Source organism: Ruminococcus sp. HUN007 (genome assembly GCF_000712055.1).
GTDB lineage: Bacteria > Bacillota > Clostridia > Oscillospirales > Ruminococcaceae > HUN007.
In genome coordinates, this window is the sequence record NZ_JOOA01000001.1 from 382,798 (window position 1) to 399,183 (window position 16,386).

General features: G+C 34.9%; 14 protein-coding genes. 2 read left to right on the plus strand and 12 right to left on the minus strand.

Going from position 1 to position 16,386, the window contains the following annotated elements; all coding sequences use genetic code 11:
• Positions 1-12: 12 nt before the first annotated feature.
• Together CC97_RS01680 and CC97_RS01685 are read right to left on the minus strand one after the other, a co-directional pair.
• On the minus strand, positions 13-663 hold the full coding sequence (locus CC97_RS01680) for an ABC-2 transporter permease (RefSeq protein WP_044973446.1): 651 nt from the start codon (positions 661-663) through the stop codon (positions 13-15).
• Positions 660-1,379 (minus strand): ABC transporter ATP-binding protein, encoded by a 720-nt coding sequence (locus CC97_RS01685; protein ID WP_044973447.1) that lies wholly within the window; start codon positions 1,377-1,379, stop codon positions 660-662. The genes CC97_RS01680 and CC97_RS01685 overlap by 4 nt, the downstream gene beginning before the upstream one ends.
• Before the next feature lie 676 nt (positions 1,380-2,055).
• Here CC97_RS01685 and CC97_RS01690 point away from each other — a divergent pair.
• Positions 2,056-2,433, plus strand: coding sequence for a hypothetical protein (locus CC97_RS01690; protein ID WP_044973448.1), 378 nt, complete (start codon positions 2,056-2,058; stop codon positions 2,431-2,433).
• A gap of 58 nt (positions 2,434-2,491) precedes the next feature.
• Positions 2,492-3,391, plus strand: coding sequence for a hypothetical protein (locus tag CC97_RS01695; protein ID WP_044973449.1), 900 nt, complete (start codon positions 2,492-2,494; stop codon positions 3,389-3,391).
• A gap of 349 nt (positions 3,392-3,740) precedes the next feature.
• On the opposite strand, the gene CC97_RS01705 is transcribed toward CC97_RS01695, so the two are convergent.
• The 10 genes from CC97_RS01705 to CC97_RS20785 all read right to left on the minus strand — a co-directional run bounded on the left by CC97_RS01705 (position 3,741) and on the right by CC97_RS20785 (position 15,874).
• Positions 3,741-4,181, minus strand: coding sequence for a hypothetical protein (locus CC97_RS01705; RefSeq protein ID WP_044973451.1), 441 nt, complete (start codon positions 4,179-4,181; stop codon positions 3,741-3,743).
• A 213-nt stretch (positions 4,182-4,394) separates the two neighbouring features.
• The gene (locus CC97_RS01710) at positions 4,395-5,615 is read right to left on the minus strand and encodes a hypothetical protein (protein WP_044973452.1); all 1,221 of its coding nucleotides are present in this window, start codon (positions 5,613-5,615) and stop codon (positions 4,395-4,397) included.
• Between the two features lie 699 nt (positions 5,616-6,314).
• Positions 6,315-6,569: a hypothetical protein gene (locus CC97_RS01720; RefSeq protein WP_044973454.1), complete on the minus strand. Its 255-nt coding sequence runs from the start codon at positions 6,567-6,569 to the stop codon at positions 6,315-6,317.
• A 53-nt stretch (positions 6,570-6,622) separates the two neighbouring features.
• On the minus strand, positions 6,623-6,898 hold the full coding sequence (locus tag CC97_RS01725) for a hypothetical protein (RefSeq protein WP_044973455.1): 276 nt from the start codon (positions 6,896-6,898) through the stop codon (positions 6,623-6,625).
• Between the two features lie 51 nt (positions 6,899-6,949).
• Complete coding sequence (locus CC97_RS01730) at positions 6,950-8,797, minus strand: AAA domain-containing protein (RefSeq protein ID WP_049962612.1); 1,848 nt, start codon at positions 8,795-8,797, stop codon at positions 6,950-6,952.
• A 52-nt stretch (positions 8,798-8,849) separates the two neighbouring features.
• A complete protein-coding gene (locus CC97_RS01735) occupies positions 8,850-11,552 on the minus strand; it encodes a DUF4011 domain-containing protein (RefSeq protein ID WP_044973456.1) in 2,703 nt (900 codons plus the stop codon).
• Positions 11,553-11,817: 265 nt separating this feature from the next.
• On the minus strand, positions 11,818-13,143 hold the full coding sequence (locus CC97_RS20770) for a type I restriction enzyme endonuclease domain-containing protein (protein WP_242848093.1): 1,326 nt from the start codon (positions 13,141-13,143) through the stop codon (positions 11,818-11,820).
• 64 nt (positions 13,144-13,207) lie between these two features.
• The gene (locus CC97_RS20775; protein WP_242848094.1) at positions 13,208-14,959 is read right to left on the minus strand and encodes an HsdR family type I site-specific deoxyribonuclease; all 1,752 of its coding nucleotides are present in this window, start codon (positions 14,957-14,959) and stop codon (positions 13,208-13,210) included.
• Between the two features lie 17 nt (positions 14,960-14,976).
• A complete protein-coding gene (locus CC97_RS20780) occupies positions 14,977-15,597 on the minus strand; it encodes a hypothetical protein (protein ID WP_347493461.1) in 621 nt (206 codons plus the stop codon).
• The gene (locus CC97_RS20785; RefSeq protein WP_242848095.1) at positions 15,569-15,874 is read right to left on the minus strand and encodes a hypothetical protein; all 306 of its coding nucleotides are present in this window, start codon (positions 15,872-15,874) and stop codon (positions 15,569-15,571) included. Before CC97_RS20785 ends, CC97_RS20780 begins: the two co-directional genes overlap by 29 nt.
• Between the last annotated feature and the right edge of the window lie 512 nt (positions 15,875-16,386).

Genomic DNA, 16,386 nt, shown 5'->3' on the forward strand with positions numbered 1-16,386 from the left:
AAGCACACCTCATTATAAATCTATTTTTTCAAATGTTCTGCATGATTTTTTATATGATAAAAACGTAAGCATTGTAAACATAACAGCACCGCCGCAAAGAAGTGCTGCCTGAAGACCAATATGATCAAAGCCGAAGGCATTTACGTCTGCACATCCCGGAATATGATGAAGAGCCTCAGCGACTCCTATCGTCAGAAATGCCACGATAATATATGTCACGAACGGTGAAAACTTATAGGCTGTTTTAAAAAATCCGCCTATGAACACCATGTTAAACAAACCGAAGATCACAAGAGCCATTCCAAGGAAAAACGGATTTGCGTTCATCAGGGCGTTCTTATGATAAACCTCCGAACTGGAAAGAACAGTCATACGGATAAGCGTAAACACCGTCATCAGAAGAAATCCTGCAAGTTCAATCATTACCGAAAACATGAATTTTCCTTTTACCACATCGCTCTTGGCAACCGGTAGCAGTGCGGAATAAACGATGTCATTTGCCTCACGGGCACTCTGAAAGCTCTGGAAAATACCGAGTGTGATGAAGAACGCTCCGCAGAGTACCGGATATCCCGGAATCAGTGTCATTACAGCTGCTGCGAGAAAGATATACGATAAAACTGATGCGCTTAAACACATCTCTTTTCTTAACATTGCATTCATGATCTCATCTCCCTTTCCAGTCTTAAGAATATTTCTTCCAGTGTTTCGTCTTCTTTGCCAAAGTCCTTAATGAAATCGGTTTTTGCACATTCAGCTTTGATCTCGCCGTGGCTGATATATACGATGTTGTCAGCGCATCTTTCAAGATCAGATGTGATGTGTGTCGAGAACAGAATTGTCACGCCGTTTTCCTTCAGCGTCGTAAACAGTTCCATAAGCTCGTCGCGTGAAAACGGATCAAGGCCACTTGTCGGTTCATCAAGGATCAGCACTTCAGCACCGTGTGACAGAGCGATAAGCAGGTTGCACTTCACCTTCATGCCCTCGGAAAGTTCCATCGGCTTCTTGTTTTCATCCAGTGCGAAAAGCTGCATATATTTACGGCAGGCTTCTTCGTCCCAATTTTTATAGAATCGCTTTGTGGTATCGATTATCTGACGAATAGTCCTTCTCGGATACCAGCTTACAGTACCCGTCGAGTAACCGATACGCTGCTTTATCTCAGTTTCATTTCCGGAAAGCGGCTTTCCGAAATAGCATATCTCACCGCTGTCAGTATGAACAAGATTCAGCATCGATTTGATGACAGTAGTTTTTCCTGCACCGTTACGGCCTATAAATCCGGTTATCTTTCCGCTTTCAAGTGAGAAAGATACGTTATTCAGCTTAAAAGCCGGATAGGTCTTGCACACATTCTTCAGTTCCGCAATTTTCATAGAATCCTCTCCTTTGTATGATAAGTGCGAACAATGTGACTTATCTGATTTCTATGAATATTGTAACATACAGTTGCGTCCATTTCAACCAACTGGAGTGTACAGAGTTCGTTAATTTAAGTTGCGTTATGCGGACTTATCATCCTTGTCGCTTGCTGCCTCACAATTACCTTCGGTTTAAGCTGTCGCAAATTTTGCGACAACTGAATTTCATTCAAGCTCACCTTCATTAAAATCGTCCGGAACTATGGGATTTGTAATCATTCGATATTATTCATATATGAAATCATAACATTTATTATTGTGTACGTCAAGGATGGATATTGTTATTCTTGACTTTGTTAATAGACAGATGTATAATTAGCGTATAGATTTTTCTGAATATCCGTTTCCCGTTGTACTGATTTTGACACACCGGATTGTGATATAATCATATCAAGATAAAAATCTTAAACAACGGAGGAACGGGAAAAGCGATCCTTGATATTGATGATGCCGATGAAGACTTTTATAAGGGCGTTACCGAGGCATTAAGTGTTTACAACAGTATCGAACTGAATCCGGGAATCACTACCTGCAAGCTTTCAGCAGAACTTAAACTTCCGGAAAAGATAATCGGAAGATATATCCGTATCATTCAGGCTGCACATGTGCTTATCAGTTATAAGAACTGCGGATGGAAAAGTTACGGTTTTGTCTGATTTCATATTACTTAACTGCCACGGTTCAAATCATATTTTATTTTTTAGGAGGAATTACCATAGAAAATTACTACGTTATTTTCAGATATCAAGTTATCTGCGGACCAGTAAGACGTGAAGATGCAATTGAATTAGCCAAAAAAATGAGAGCTGATTCATTGGAACGCAGGCTTAGGAATACAGGGATTAATCCACACAATTGTACTGCAGAACAGAAAGATTTATTGAAAGCTATTATCGCTTCTAATAAAACCGATTTTAAGGTTTTGCAGGAAAAACAGTGTGTTGAAGAGTACCCTGATTCATATGAATACTTCATTGTACGAGACATATTTGCACGTGCAAAAAAATGAATAACTGTGGGTGGAAAAGCTTCGGTTTTATTTGCTGACATTTGGGAGGGATTATATTATGGGTAAAAAAATGAGCAAGAAAGAATTTGATCATATCATCAAAGACCTTATTGGCAATGACAAGCTTTTCGGATATAAGGCTAAATCCGAAAAGCCATACCCTATGTATTATTCAAAAGATGTTTTTGATCAGTTCGTAAAAGATATGATAAAAAACTATCCAGATGCACATAAAAAATATAATGAAGGCGCAGAAGGAGAACTTAAAGCAAAGCGATATCCACCTAAGATGGCCTCTGTTGCATCATCATCTCGTTTCTGCTATCTGGCTTTACGTAATGGAATAGATATTACAATAGGCAGCGAACGCATAAAAGGTAATCCTGAATTTGAAAAAGTATGCCCGATATTTTCAAAATACAAGACCCATGCGCCACATCTCGATGCATACATTATAGATAGTAACTGTTACTTTGAAGTCAAATGTCATGAGATCTTTGACTCTCATAAAGTTGTGATGAAAGATGATTACCGGGAGCCGATAAAAGATGAATTTGGTCTTGATCCTGTGATAACTCCTAATACAAAATCTGGAACCTTTGAAATTCCACTCAAAAAATTTGGAATAGACAATAAGGATACAACAAGATTCGATATCAAGCAGCTGATATGCCATCTTCTCGGAATTGCTAAGAAAAAGGGTACAAACAAAAAACTCGTTTATCTCTTCTTCAGACCTGATACTGATAAATTAGAAATGAGTTCTACTATCAATGAAAACGAACTGGAAAAAGTTTTTAATGAATTACAGGAAGAGATAAAATACATTTTCGACAGTGATCCAATAAAGAACTTCTGCTCTCCAAAAAATCACGATATAAAACTTATGGCTATAGCTGAAAAAAGTTCGGTTATGGAACCTTTGACTAATAATAATCTTATAATTTTCAGCAAGTAAGCGTAACAGAGTCCGTCTCCTTTGAACGGACTCTGTTTCATATAAAAAATAAAAGAGCTCCTGAATTGTTCAGGAACTCTATATAAGTAAAATGAATTAAAGCTTGTTCTTACGAATAAGCCACATGATTTCTGGATTATCTATCCAACAGCGATCAGAATTATTTGTCGAGCAATAATTTGGATTGTCAATTTTTTGTGCTTTTTACGTGTTTGTATTATTTTCTTGAGTTTATGAATATTTTCAAGAAATCCTACAAATACTAATAGCACAACGACAATGCCCGCCAATATAACTAGTAGCCAAACATTAAACGACATAAAAAACACCGTTTAAAAATCAGTATGGTTTATATAACGACTTCAGCCCCATCAGTAAGTCCTTTATTTCCAGTAGGACCCGTTAAAGGTTTTAGGTTATTAGTAACGCCAGCTGCACCATCGCCGCCAGCGGTTCCTTCTATAAACCCTTGAGCTTTGGCAAGATCCATTATAGTCTCAATACCTTCTTCAACACCGCCTCCACCCGTAGCTTTTGAACCACGTCCGATGTTGGCCAGCTGAGCAAGCGTCTTAGCCATACCTGTAAGTTCAGCGATTGCGGTACCTGTTGAGGCGGTTGGATTAGCAAGACCGTCCTTTATTTTTTGATAAGTGATAACTACAATCTGAGTTACGTCAGTTTCCTTATTAGGGACTACACTTTTGCTGCTGTCTGTGCTGAGTTCGTTTTGCGACATTTCCTCAGCGTTTAAGTTTTCGTTCTGGTTCTGCTTATCTTGATTTTTCATTTAAGTTTCCTCCGGTTAAATATTTCTCTTAAAATATATATTTATTATAACCAAAATGGATTTTAATAAATATCAAGAGATTATAATGAAAAAAGCCACAGCAATTTCTGCTGTAGCTTAATTATAGCATAATTAGATTTACGAAAAATAAAACCTATAAAAATTCAAAAAATAAAAAGGTTTTATAGAAACCGAATAATTAGATATGATTTATTATTTATTTACTTTGGAACTCTCTCTTTTTTTATATGTTTTCGGAGGCCTTGAAGTAGTAAACCTAGACAACTCATATCCAATGGCTTCATCTACTTCAATCTTGATTTTTTTATATTTTTGGTCTATTGACTTACAATATTCTACGTATTTCTCCATGATTGACGAATCAGGTTTTTTTTCATTGGTAAACAAATCATTTGTATTGTGAATGCTTACCAGTTGTTCTCTCATTCGTTTTAAATTACGAATATTATCATCAATAATACCAATTACAGTTTCAATATTTTCATTGAAAAAGCATCTTGCTTTTTCAGGAGAATAATTTTTTAGTATTTCGTTTGCTTTATTGTAATCACCTACTTCTATTTTTTTGTCAATTGGTAACCATTTAGAAGCTTCTTCTTTAATTATTTCTGCGGAATTCAACTGGGAATTTAAAATATTCATATCTATTGGCTGGAGTTGCATTTGTAAATAAATACTCCTTTGTTCATCTGTCGAAAGTTTGAAAACTTCATCAAATCTATAAATGTTTCCGCAATATTCAATTTGATCACAACTTTTATGAGCCTCTTTGTATTTTTGAATTACGTCTTTCATTTGAATACTTTTATTATTATCTACTGCACGCAATCCATTATTTATACATTGAATCAAAAATCTTTCAAATCCTTTTGTTGCTAGTATATGCTCTTTTTTATTTGGCAGTTTAGGTAAATCAGGTCCTTTATTATTTGAATATTTATTCACAAAAGCTTGAAAGTTATTAATATCAATTTGATCTGTATAATTATTTATGATTTTACCTACACTAGCATCCTCAGGTATAGTTCCAACTATTATTCGAGTTAATTGTGTTGTGAAGGGCTCTATCCACAAACTTAATTCAAGTATATTTAAATATTCTTCAGAACAATAAAAATAATTTTTGAAATATGAACCTATATTTAAATCTATGTACTTTAATATGCGACTATATGTATCAGAAATGTTTTTGGCACTCATTTTTGGCACGCTATACATCCATTCGTCGTATTTGTTTAATATTGCTAATGGTTCAGCGTATTCAGCAGGGAACGAATAATGATTATCTTTTTTTAATTTTATACCATACTTCTTACTAATCTTATTGAGCCTATTGTATACATTGTTTGATGAAATCTCCGCTAAATTTTGGAATTCGGTTATAGTATAGTCTATCGTCCTTTCCTTTTCCAATTTTTATACACTCCTTTGAAAAAATCTTTTTTATGTCCCACCATATACTACATATACATTCAACTATTTTACTAGAAAACTAAGCAACAGAATAGATATCTACCCGTTGAGGTTCAAAACTGAGCTGTTTTTTCAATTTCGCTGCAGGCGCAACCATTTACTAGGTACGCCTGCGGCGTGCTATTTTATAACAAAAAATCGCACTTAACTGAGCTAACAATATACAGCTTTATCAAGACTATTAAAGCCAATGATTTCTTAAATTCACAGAATTTTTTCATCTCTTGTATATGCCGGAATATAAACCGCAACGACACGGACTTGGAACCGCACCTTGCCGGACCTAGAACCGCACTTTGCCGGGCGAAAACCGCACCGGTTTCAGATCAAGGACAATCCATTCTTCACGCTCTGCATAAGTGAGCTTTTATGCCGCAAAAGCCGCTTGACAGTGAGTATGAGTGTGGTAGGCTGGTGGCCAGGCAGCAGCCCTCGTGGCTGCCTGCCTGTGCTGCCGGACTACCGCCGCTCATAGAGGCTTGCTGTCAAGTGGACTGTGGAATAAATGCGAACGGACTGGACGAACACCACGAAGAGTACCTAATAAAGTAGTACGGTGCGGTTCTTCTCCGGCAGCGTGCGGTCGATACTCCGTGCAGGTGCGGTTCTGGTGCCGGCATATACATCTCTAAAGCAACATTATTTTATTGCAATAGTTGTATCAACAGCATCAAGTTTATCACATATATCAGATACGGTATTATATATTCCTACTCCTTGAATGTTATCTAACTTCTCATATATATCGGCAATAGAGTTATACACCCCAGTACCTTTAATATCATCCAATGAAGATTCTATATTATCCAGTTTCATATTCATCATAGAAACTTCACTATTCAAATTCTCAATAACATCTGTCAGTCTTTCAATCGCTGTAACTAATTCTTCCATATCACTAACTCCTTAATTATAAAAAAAACTTCACTAACTTATGTAATTCCTTATCAAAACTCTGGAGGCTCATGTTTGAAGATTAAACAGAACGGTAATCTTAGTAACCACCAAAGAAGCCTAAATATAAATTTCACAATTATCCACAAAAGCTTTAACAACAACCAAAGCAATAAAAGCACTAGAATTAAAGGAATGTGGATAATTATCATCATTAGCAAAGCTAAGCATCCTTCACCTAATGATTCATCAAATGAATCACTAACGCGATCTTTAGCGTTCTCAAATAATTCGCCTACGGGATTCCCGTCTTCATCGAATAATTGCATTTTAACCCCTCCTCAATAATCGAAAATCACCCATTTATCTCCTTTAGTCAATTATGCAGATTCGATATATCCATTCATTACAGTCTCAATAGCATTAAGCAATCTCTTCTTTTCTGCAATAGGATCTTTAATCCAATCAGTTGACCATACTCTATAAAACTTCCATCCCATTCCTTCAAGTACTGTTTGTCTGAGACGATCTCTTTCACGCGCTGTTCTTGCTGAATGATATGATGCACCGTCACATTCTATTCCTATTACGAAACGGCCAAAATCATTTTTGTCTCTGATTGCAAGATCAATTCGATAGCCTGAACAGCCAACCTGAGTAGCCACTTTATAGCCTTGCGAAACAAGATAATCATATACCGATTCTTCAAATGGAGAATCAAAAGTAATAATGTTACTCGAAGTATTTTCTCCCAGAATAACACGTTCTCCATTAATTGCATAATCGATGTACTGTTTTAAAAGTTTTGGGCCTTGACCACTTACACTTTCTTCTTTTATATCAGTAGGAAGTATCGAACCAACAAGTTTTAAATTGTATCTGGCTCTTGTTATTGCAACGTTAAGTCTTCTTTCTCCACCGTTTTTACTTAACGGTCCGAAATTCATCAGGAATTTACCAGCTTCATCATATCCATAACCAATACTAAAAATAATCGTATCTCTTTCATCACCCTGTACTGTTTCAAGGTTACGAACAAATATTGGTTCTTCATTTGTAGATGCGAAGAAAGGTTCAAATTCAGGAAACTGCTTTCTTTTTTCTATTATTGCTTCTTCAATAATACTTTGCTGACCTTCGCTAAATGCAATAATTCCTATACTGCGTTGTGGATTCACCTTAAAATGTTCAAAAACTAAATCGGCAACTTTTTGAGCTTCAATAGTATTACCACGTTTGCTGCCTCTTTCATATATACCATTAGAGACATGAACATATTCTACACCATCATTATTTTTACCTTCATAACACGAAGGAAATGTAATAAGGTTACTACCATAAATTTTATGGTTTGAAAAAGCTATAAGCTTTTCATTTTTGCTTCGATAATGCCACAATAATGTATGGGTATATAATCCAGACGCTTCATCAAGAAGAGATTCATACGCACCAGTATCATCCTCTTCTTCCTCATCATATTCGTCATCATCTGAAACAGAAGATGAAAAGAAGTTAGTAGGTGGCAGCTGTTTACTGTCTCCGGCAATAATAGCCTGCTTAGCGCGGAAAATTGAACAAATAGCATCCTCAGTTCTTACCTGTGATGCCTCGTCAAATATTACTGTATCAAAAGTGAATGACGATCCTCTGAAATACGTGCTGACAGATAAAGGTGACATTAAAATACATGGCTTAATAGCTGGCAAAAGCGTTGGAAGTGCTGAAACAAGTTTTCTTAAAGGCATCAGCTTTCTTTGTTTAGCAAGTTCTCGCTTCAGGATCATTGATTCCTTTCCATTAGCATTATTAGATGAAAGATCAGGCAGCCTTGAAATAAGAGCTATTTTCAAAAACAGTTTTGACAGTTCTATTTGTTCATTATCAAGTTTTCTGAATTCCTCGATTCTATCATTCTGCTTTCTGCCTCTAAAATCATTTATTACATCGTACTTGGATATTACTTCATCAAGCCATGAACGATAAAAGCATTTTTTGTAAATTGGTACTATTTCATTTGATGAAAGATTATTACGTTTTGCTTTATCAAGGAAATCGTCTGCACCTATTTCTTTAACTTTCCTAACAGCATTATTATAATCAATGTACTGTTCAAGTTTATACATGTTATTCTTGCACGAGATTACCGTATCTTCAAGTTCAAAAATGTCTGCGTTGTTATGCTTTTCCTGATACTTTCCTTCAAATAAATCCGTAAAGTTTTTACGCAAATTATTGTTTTCTTCAAGCCATTCTTTTAACTGGATTAACAGACTACTTATATCATCTCCTGATATATCTTTTTTTACACAGAACAGGAACTTTACCTTCAGAAAAATGATAAGTATCTATGTACTGCTTGTATTTTGAAATCCAATGAACTTTAGATGTTAATTCGTCAAAATCAGATGACTCATTAATGGTGATTCCAAGCAATTCTGAAAGGCTTAATAACTTACTTGTATTATCAGCAACAATTGAATCATGATTATTTTTTTCGTTTTCTTTATCTTTTTCAATTGCGTATATATACGAGTTTTTATAATCATTTATTATTACTCTTGATGATTCTTTAGCAAGTCGTAAATTCTGTAATGCTGTATTCTCATTATTCAGCTGATCACCATTAGCGTTACGTTGCACATCAATGTTTTTCAATTCGTTTTTCTGAACTTCTATTTTTTTGCTGAGAGATTGTACATTCGCAATTTCAGAAAGATCTTCAAGAACACGTTTATAGGATATGCTCTTTTTACCTTTAAGATAATCTGCTATAAGTTTTTTATCTTTCCTATACGCAGAATTCATTATCCTAAAACCTGATACATATTCATTTGAAAACTTCTTGATATATAAATCCGTATCTAATTCCAAAACACTTTCATTGTACTTTTGATTTAACAGAGTAAATGCCGTATTATACTCTTTTTCCGAATCAGCAAGTCTTTGGTTATGCGTATTTACCTGTTCTTCAATAACACGACTCTTCTCTTTTAATTCTTCAATTGATTTTTCAGTCTGAATTTCTTTCTTTGAATCAGAAATAAACTTCTTTACTTCCGAAGTAAAGAAAAAAGCAGCATCCGTAATTTTATTTGTAGTATTCTGATAATCTGTATTACAGCTTATTTTCGAATATGCTTGTTCATATTCTTCAAATAAGTGTTCTACTTCATCAATGGTTAATGATGAAACAGATGTAAATAACTTATTTACAGATCTAATAAGCGCGTCTATCAACTCAAGATAATTGCTTATAAATGTGCTGGATTTCGATTTTTGTTCGCAAGAATCCTTGCATCCTCTTATTAGTTCTACAGCATGACAGTGATCAATTTTCAGCCAGTTAATAGGAGCGTCATCATATTTTAATAAGTGATCTAACAGTTCAAGCATTCTAGAACATTCATAGTGATTACGTTTATAATCCTTTGCCGCGGTTATAGAATCGAATTTTTCGAAAATCAATTTTCCTTTTTCCAGGTTTTCAACTAACTTATCAGAATCAACAGAAAACTGTTGCCTAAATGCATTTGTTACACTTGTTCGATTGCATCCAAGCCAAGGATTATCTTCATGATATCCACCCTGATCTATAGTTTTAGCCAGATCTTGTATGATAATAACGTTTTTGTTTAATTCTTCAGAAGAAAATGAACTAGCGTTTTTTTGTATAAAATCAATATCCTTATACTCCTCAAGCTTAGATAGCTCACCGTTAACCTTGAATATTGATTTCCCAAGCGGTTCAATTGAAGTATGAAGCGTTTTAACATATTCATTTAAATAAGCTCGCGTATTCTTTAGGTTATCAAGATGTTCATACGCTTCATTCTTAACCGTTTCTTTTGATGATGCTAATGCTATTGATGCAGATAGCTGATCCATTATTTCTTTTCTTTTGGCATTAGGATCATGGAGCGACAAGCAGAAATCGCTGAGTCCAGCAGATGAAAGACGTTTATATACGACTTCAAGAGCAGCTAATTTTTCCGATACAAACAGAACCTTTTTTCCTTGTGCCAGCAATTCTGCTATTATATTAGTGATAGTCTGACTTTTACCTGTTCCGGGAGGTCCCTGAAGTACAAAACTAACTCCTTTTTTAGCAAGCAAAATCGCATCTTGCTGACTGGAATCAGCATCAACAACTGAATAAACAGACTTTGGTTCAACAGAATCATGATTAAAGTTCATGATCTCTGAATTATCAATAGTTTCTACACGCTCTACATCACCATTTAACGCATTGACTATGTCATTATTTTTAATTATATCTTCGTTCTCTTCAATGTCATGATACATAGCCATTTTTAGGAAAGAAAACATCGTAATGTTTACTTCCATTTCTATTCTCCAGTTGAAAGAATTACAGATTTCCTGAACTGCATTAAAATATGCCTCAAATCCTTTTTCTTCTTCGAACACAGGCATAGTAATTCCAAAATCATTCAGAAATTTTTTCTCAAGCGCATTATTTGAAACTATTTCATCATCTAAACGTGAAATAATGATTGGCTCATTTAAAGCTTCCTGATTGATTCTTATAGGTATCAGTAACAATGGAGATCTTAATTCATTATTTCCGCCAACATTATCTTTCCAGTATATAAACCCAACAGCCAAATACAGTGCATTCAAACCTTTGTTTTCAATGAACTCTCTCGTTTTAGCCATTAAACTACGGAGAGTTTTACATGCATTTGATACAGTTTGATTGGTTTTAATTCCGTTATCAAATTCATAAACTGGTTCATAATCTTCATCATCAGTTCTTTCTGGTTCATTAACAAATGGCACCTTTAAACAACCATCTGGTTCAGAAAACTTTTCCCAGATCTCGCTTACACAAGGTTCTTCTATAGCTATTATACTTCTTGAAACACGTTGACTTGATTTAGGAAGATTACAACTTATAAGTTTATTTCTTTTCCCTAGATCTAAAAGCTTTTTCTTCCAATAATCTATTTTTTTATCAATAGTCATAATATTTTACCCCACTAAAACATTTGTAATATGACACAACCATTTAAAACTACTTAATAAATGCTTATGTACCATATTTTCAAATACCCATATATCAAAAAAGATTATTATAATACAATTGTAACTCAATACAAATCATATTTCAATAAGATTGTTCACTTTTCGCATAATCTTACAAACAGCAAAAGAACGCTTTGTGCATTGCATACATCGACTAATAATTCAAGTGGTTTCGCAATAAAATTCCATCAGAAATCGCCTTTTATCATTCAGCATACTTCTTAAAATTCTCCGCCTGTTCAAGAACTTCCTTGTAAACGTCATCTATTGTAACCGGCGGATATCCAAACTCGTCAAGCAGAAGAATCAAATCCACCTGTAAATTTGCCTTGATATCTTCACGAGTTGACCAGTCAGTATATTTAGCTTTATCATCAACAATGGTTTTTATGCGTTTAGAAAGCTCGACCATTTTATCTTCCGGATACTCGAATTCATATTTTTTTGCAACAGAAAAAAGAATATCATAGAACGCTTTTTCTTCATAATCAATTCCCATTTCTTTAAATGAATTCTTTTCGTTTTTAAGTGAAGACAAAAGCTGTGAAAGCTGTTCTGCAACTTCATCAAGAACTTCATTTGCATATGCTTCATCTTTTCGACGATTGTTATACTCGTTTATGATATGATTCATACGATCAGTAAATTCAAGACTCTTGATCTTGTTCACTTTTCTGAATTCATCAATAGCCTGAGAAAGCAATCTCTGAAGAATCTTTATCTTGGTATTCGGCAACTGTATTGCATTGATCTTATCAATGTATTCATCACTGAATATGTCTACTGCTATATGCTTTCCGCTTTCAAACAGTTCTTCTATTCCGTCTGACTGAATAGCACCTTCAAGCATATTTCGAACGTTTGCATTCATCTGCGAAATATCAGGTGCATCACCCTGAGTAAGCTTAAACAAAATAGAACGTACCGCACAATAGAAATGAATGTAATCCTTGTCTTCGTCGGTAAACTTATCACTTGAACTGCAAAGATTAAAAGCTTGCTTCATACGTTTAACTGCAGCCATAAATCTTGTTTCAAATTCTTCTGAAAGCTGAACATATTCAACTGCTCTGTTAAGGCATTCGAGCTGTTCATTAGGCGTTCCTTCAAAAAACTTTTTACTGTTGAAATTACAGAACATCTGTCCGAGCACTTCAAGCTGATCCTTAACGATTATAATCGACTGTTCTATTCCTTCAAATTCTTCCGCTTCGAAGTTGGTGTATTTTTTCAGCGCAGTATTCATGTTTTTCTTAATACCGATATAGTCAACGATCAAGCCTTTGTCTTTTCCTTCACAAACTCTGTTTACTCTGGAAATCGTCTGAATAAGAGTATGCTGCTGAATCGGTTTGTCTATGTAAATCGTATCAAGTTCAGGTACATCAAAGCCTGTAAGCCACATATCAACTACAATAGCTATCTTGAAGTTTGATTTCGGGTTTTTAAACTGACGGTCAAATTCCTTTCTGTCCTCTTTTGATCCAAGCATATCATAAAGCTCTTTTTCATCGTCTTTATTACGTGTCATGACAAGCTTTATAAATTCAATCGGCTTTAAATCCTCTTTCTCTTTATCAGACAGATTTTCAGCATCAGGTGAAAGTTTTTTTCTCAGTCCATTCAGGCCTGAGCTTGCTGATTATGGTGAGTAAAGTGTAAGCAATGTATCTGTTAGAACATACAAACATAGCTTTTCCCGCAACAGATGCACCCTCGGCAACACGAGTTTCATAATGCTTTATAAAATCCTCAGCCACAGCCTGCAGTCTGTTAGGATCACCGATTATAGCATCCATATTGGCTACAGCTTTTTTGCTTTCTTCAATCTGATGCTCATTGGCACCCTCGGTTTCACATAAACGATAATACTCCTCTATTCTGCGAACGCGTTCCTGATCAAGCGTTACTCTTGCCGCTCTTCCGTCATAAACAAGATTAACAGTGATTCCGTCACGAACAGACTCAGTCATTGTATATGAATCAACCACTCCACCGAATACTTCAATAGTCTTATCAACCGGTGTACCAGTAAATCCGACATAAGTGGCATTTGGCAATGAATCATGAAGATACTTGGCAAAGCCATAAGTCTTTTCTACGCCTGAATCTGTTATACGTACTTTCTGATCAAGATTGATCTGACTACGGTGTGCTTCATCAGAAATACATATTACATTTGTTCTGTCAGTAAGTATTTCAAGATCTTCAGTGAATTTCTGAATAGTGGTTATATATACTCCGCCGCTTTCTCTGCCCTGAAGCTCTGCACGTAGGTTCTCTCGTGATTCTATACTCTTGACAGTATTATCGCCTATATACTGTTTTGAATTAATGAACTGCTTTGAAAGCTGATCATCAAGGTCGGTTCGGTCTGTAATAATTATTATTGTCGGACTTTCAAAGAAAGAACTTTTCATAATCATTCTGGTAAGAAAAAGCATTGTATAACTTTTTCCGCAGCCAGTAGCCCCGAAATAAGTTCCACCTTTACCGTCTCCGTTAGGACGCATATGTGCTTTTATATTTTCGTACAGTTTGGTAGCAGCAAAGAACTGAGGATAACGGCAAACAAGTTTCAGGTCTTTATCTGAATTATCAGGGAAATAAATAAAGTCTTTTATAACACTTAAAAGCCTGTCTTTTCTGAACAATCCTTTTACCATTGTCATTAAAGAATTAATACCATCCAGTTCTTTATCTTCTGAATTGACCTTTCGCCATGAATAGAAGAAATCATAAAGGCTGAAGAATGAACCATATTTATTATTGGCACCATCACTGATCACAACAAACGCATTGTATTTGAATAGTTCCGGAATATCACGCTTATAACGGACGGTAAGCTGTTTATACGCGTCCATGATCGTAGTATTTTCTTTAACCGCACTTTTGAATTCAAATACCACAACAGGAATTCCGTTAATAAAGATAATTGCATCTGGAATACGGGTTTGATTATTCATGCCTTCAATTTCAAACTGATTAACGATCTTAAAATTATTATTCTCTGGTGTTTCGTAATCAATAAGATTGATGAACAGATCCTTTTGTGACCTGTCTTCACGGTTGAGAATAAAACCATCACAAATGAGCTTATAAACCGCCTTATTTGCTTCGTAGATCGTACCCGAAATGCTGCGAAGGTTCATAATGATACCGTTGATTTCATTATCGGTAATACCATCAGCAGAATAACGTTCAAAAAGATACTTCTTAAGATCATCAGCAAGCAGAACATCAGAAATATCACGGTTAATACTTTCACCGTTTATGTAGGTGTATCCTTCGTCCTTGAATAGTTCCATTATAGACATTTCTAAAGCATGTTCGTTGAAGTTTGACATTTAATCACCCCATTACATCAAAACCGAATAATTAAATCTGCGAGCAAATTCGCAGTCAATCCTCCTCCGGCAGTGATAAGAAAATCCTTTAATCCTACTAAAGCAGATTTTACAATATCCGGCTTTTTATTAGAATCGATTTTGTCGCGTATTTCTGATAAAAGTTCTAACGCCGTTTCAGCATTCTCTTCTGATAATTTATCATCTTTGTGAATGCTTTCTTCAATTTTATCTAATTCCTTCTTAAATTCTTCGTATGAAACAGTTATCTTATTATTATTTCCGGAAATAATCTGACTATGCTCAGCAGAACCATTTACAACATTGGTATTTCCGTAATAATTGTTTATTGTCTGTGGTATAGACTTTGCCTGTTCTTTTTCCTTTTCATTAAACGACATATTTTCTCCTATAATTCCTTCTTTTTCGAGTTTAAGAGTCCATTCAAGTAATGTATTTTTCACTTTTTCAATAACATCAGCAACCGACGCTCGCGAAACATGATAAGTAAAGTTTGTAGGCAAATCTATGTCGGAAGCCTTGTTGAAGAACTCTATTTCAGCTCCAGTACAATTGATTGTTAAACCATCTTTATTGTTTTCAATGAGATTATATATTTCTGATATCGACTGAACAATAGTTTTTTTTACTCAATTCTTTTTCTAATTCCGAATGTTTGATTATTATAGGTATCCAACCTCGATAAGGATTATATCCTTTTAAAACTACGCGTACATTACGATAATCCGGACAGTCTTTCTGAGACGGATAACCATTAAGTTCATTAACTATCCAGTTATCAAATTCATTAAGTTCCAATTTGGAAGCAATAAGATGTGCCTTACGAAGAACATTTACAACATCACAATTTTTAGAAATAATCTCTTGTTGTAAATCTAAAACTACACTTCCCATAATCGTTATCTCCTCTCTTTGATTAATCCAAACGTTAGTAAATGATAATTTAGCTGAAACTGAACAAGTAATTTTAAAGAAAACGACCTCAACAGAAGATACTTCATTAATATCTCTCGGAGACATAATTGAATTTATCGATGGCGATAGAGGAAAAAACTATCCGACCTATGATGAATTTGCAAAAGAAGGATATTGTTTATTCTTAAACGCTTCAAATGTCACTGGTATTGGATTCGATTTTAGTGACTGTATGTTTATAACAAAAGAAAAAGATGAACTAATGAACAAAGGACATTTGGAAAGGTTCGATATTGTGCTAACATCTCGTGGAACTCTTGGAAATGTAGCGTTCTACAATAACTATATTCCTTATGAGAATGTAAGAATAAACTCTGGAATGCTTATAATACGTAGTAAATCTGATAAAATCAAATCTTATTACCTATATGCACTACTAAAAAGCTCTTATATGAAGTCAGCTATAGAACAATATCGCTCAGGATCAGCAC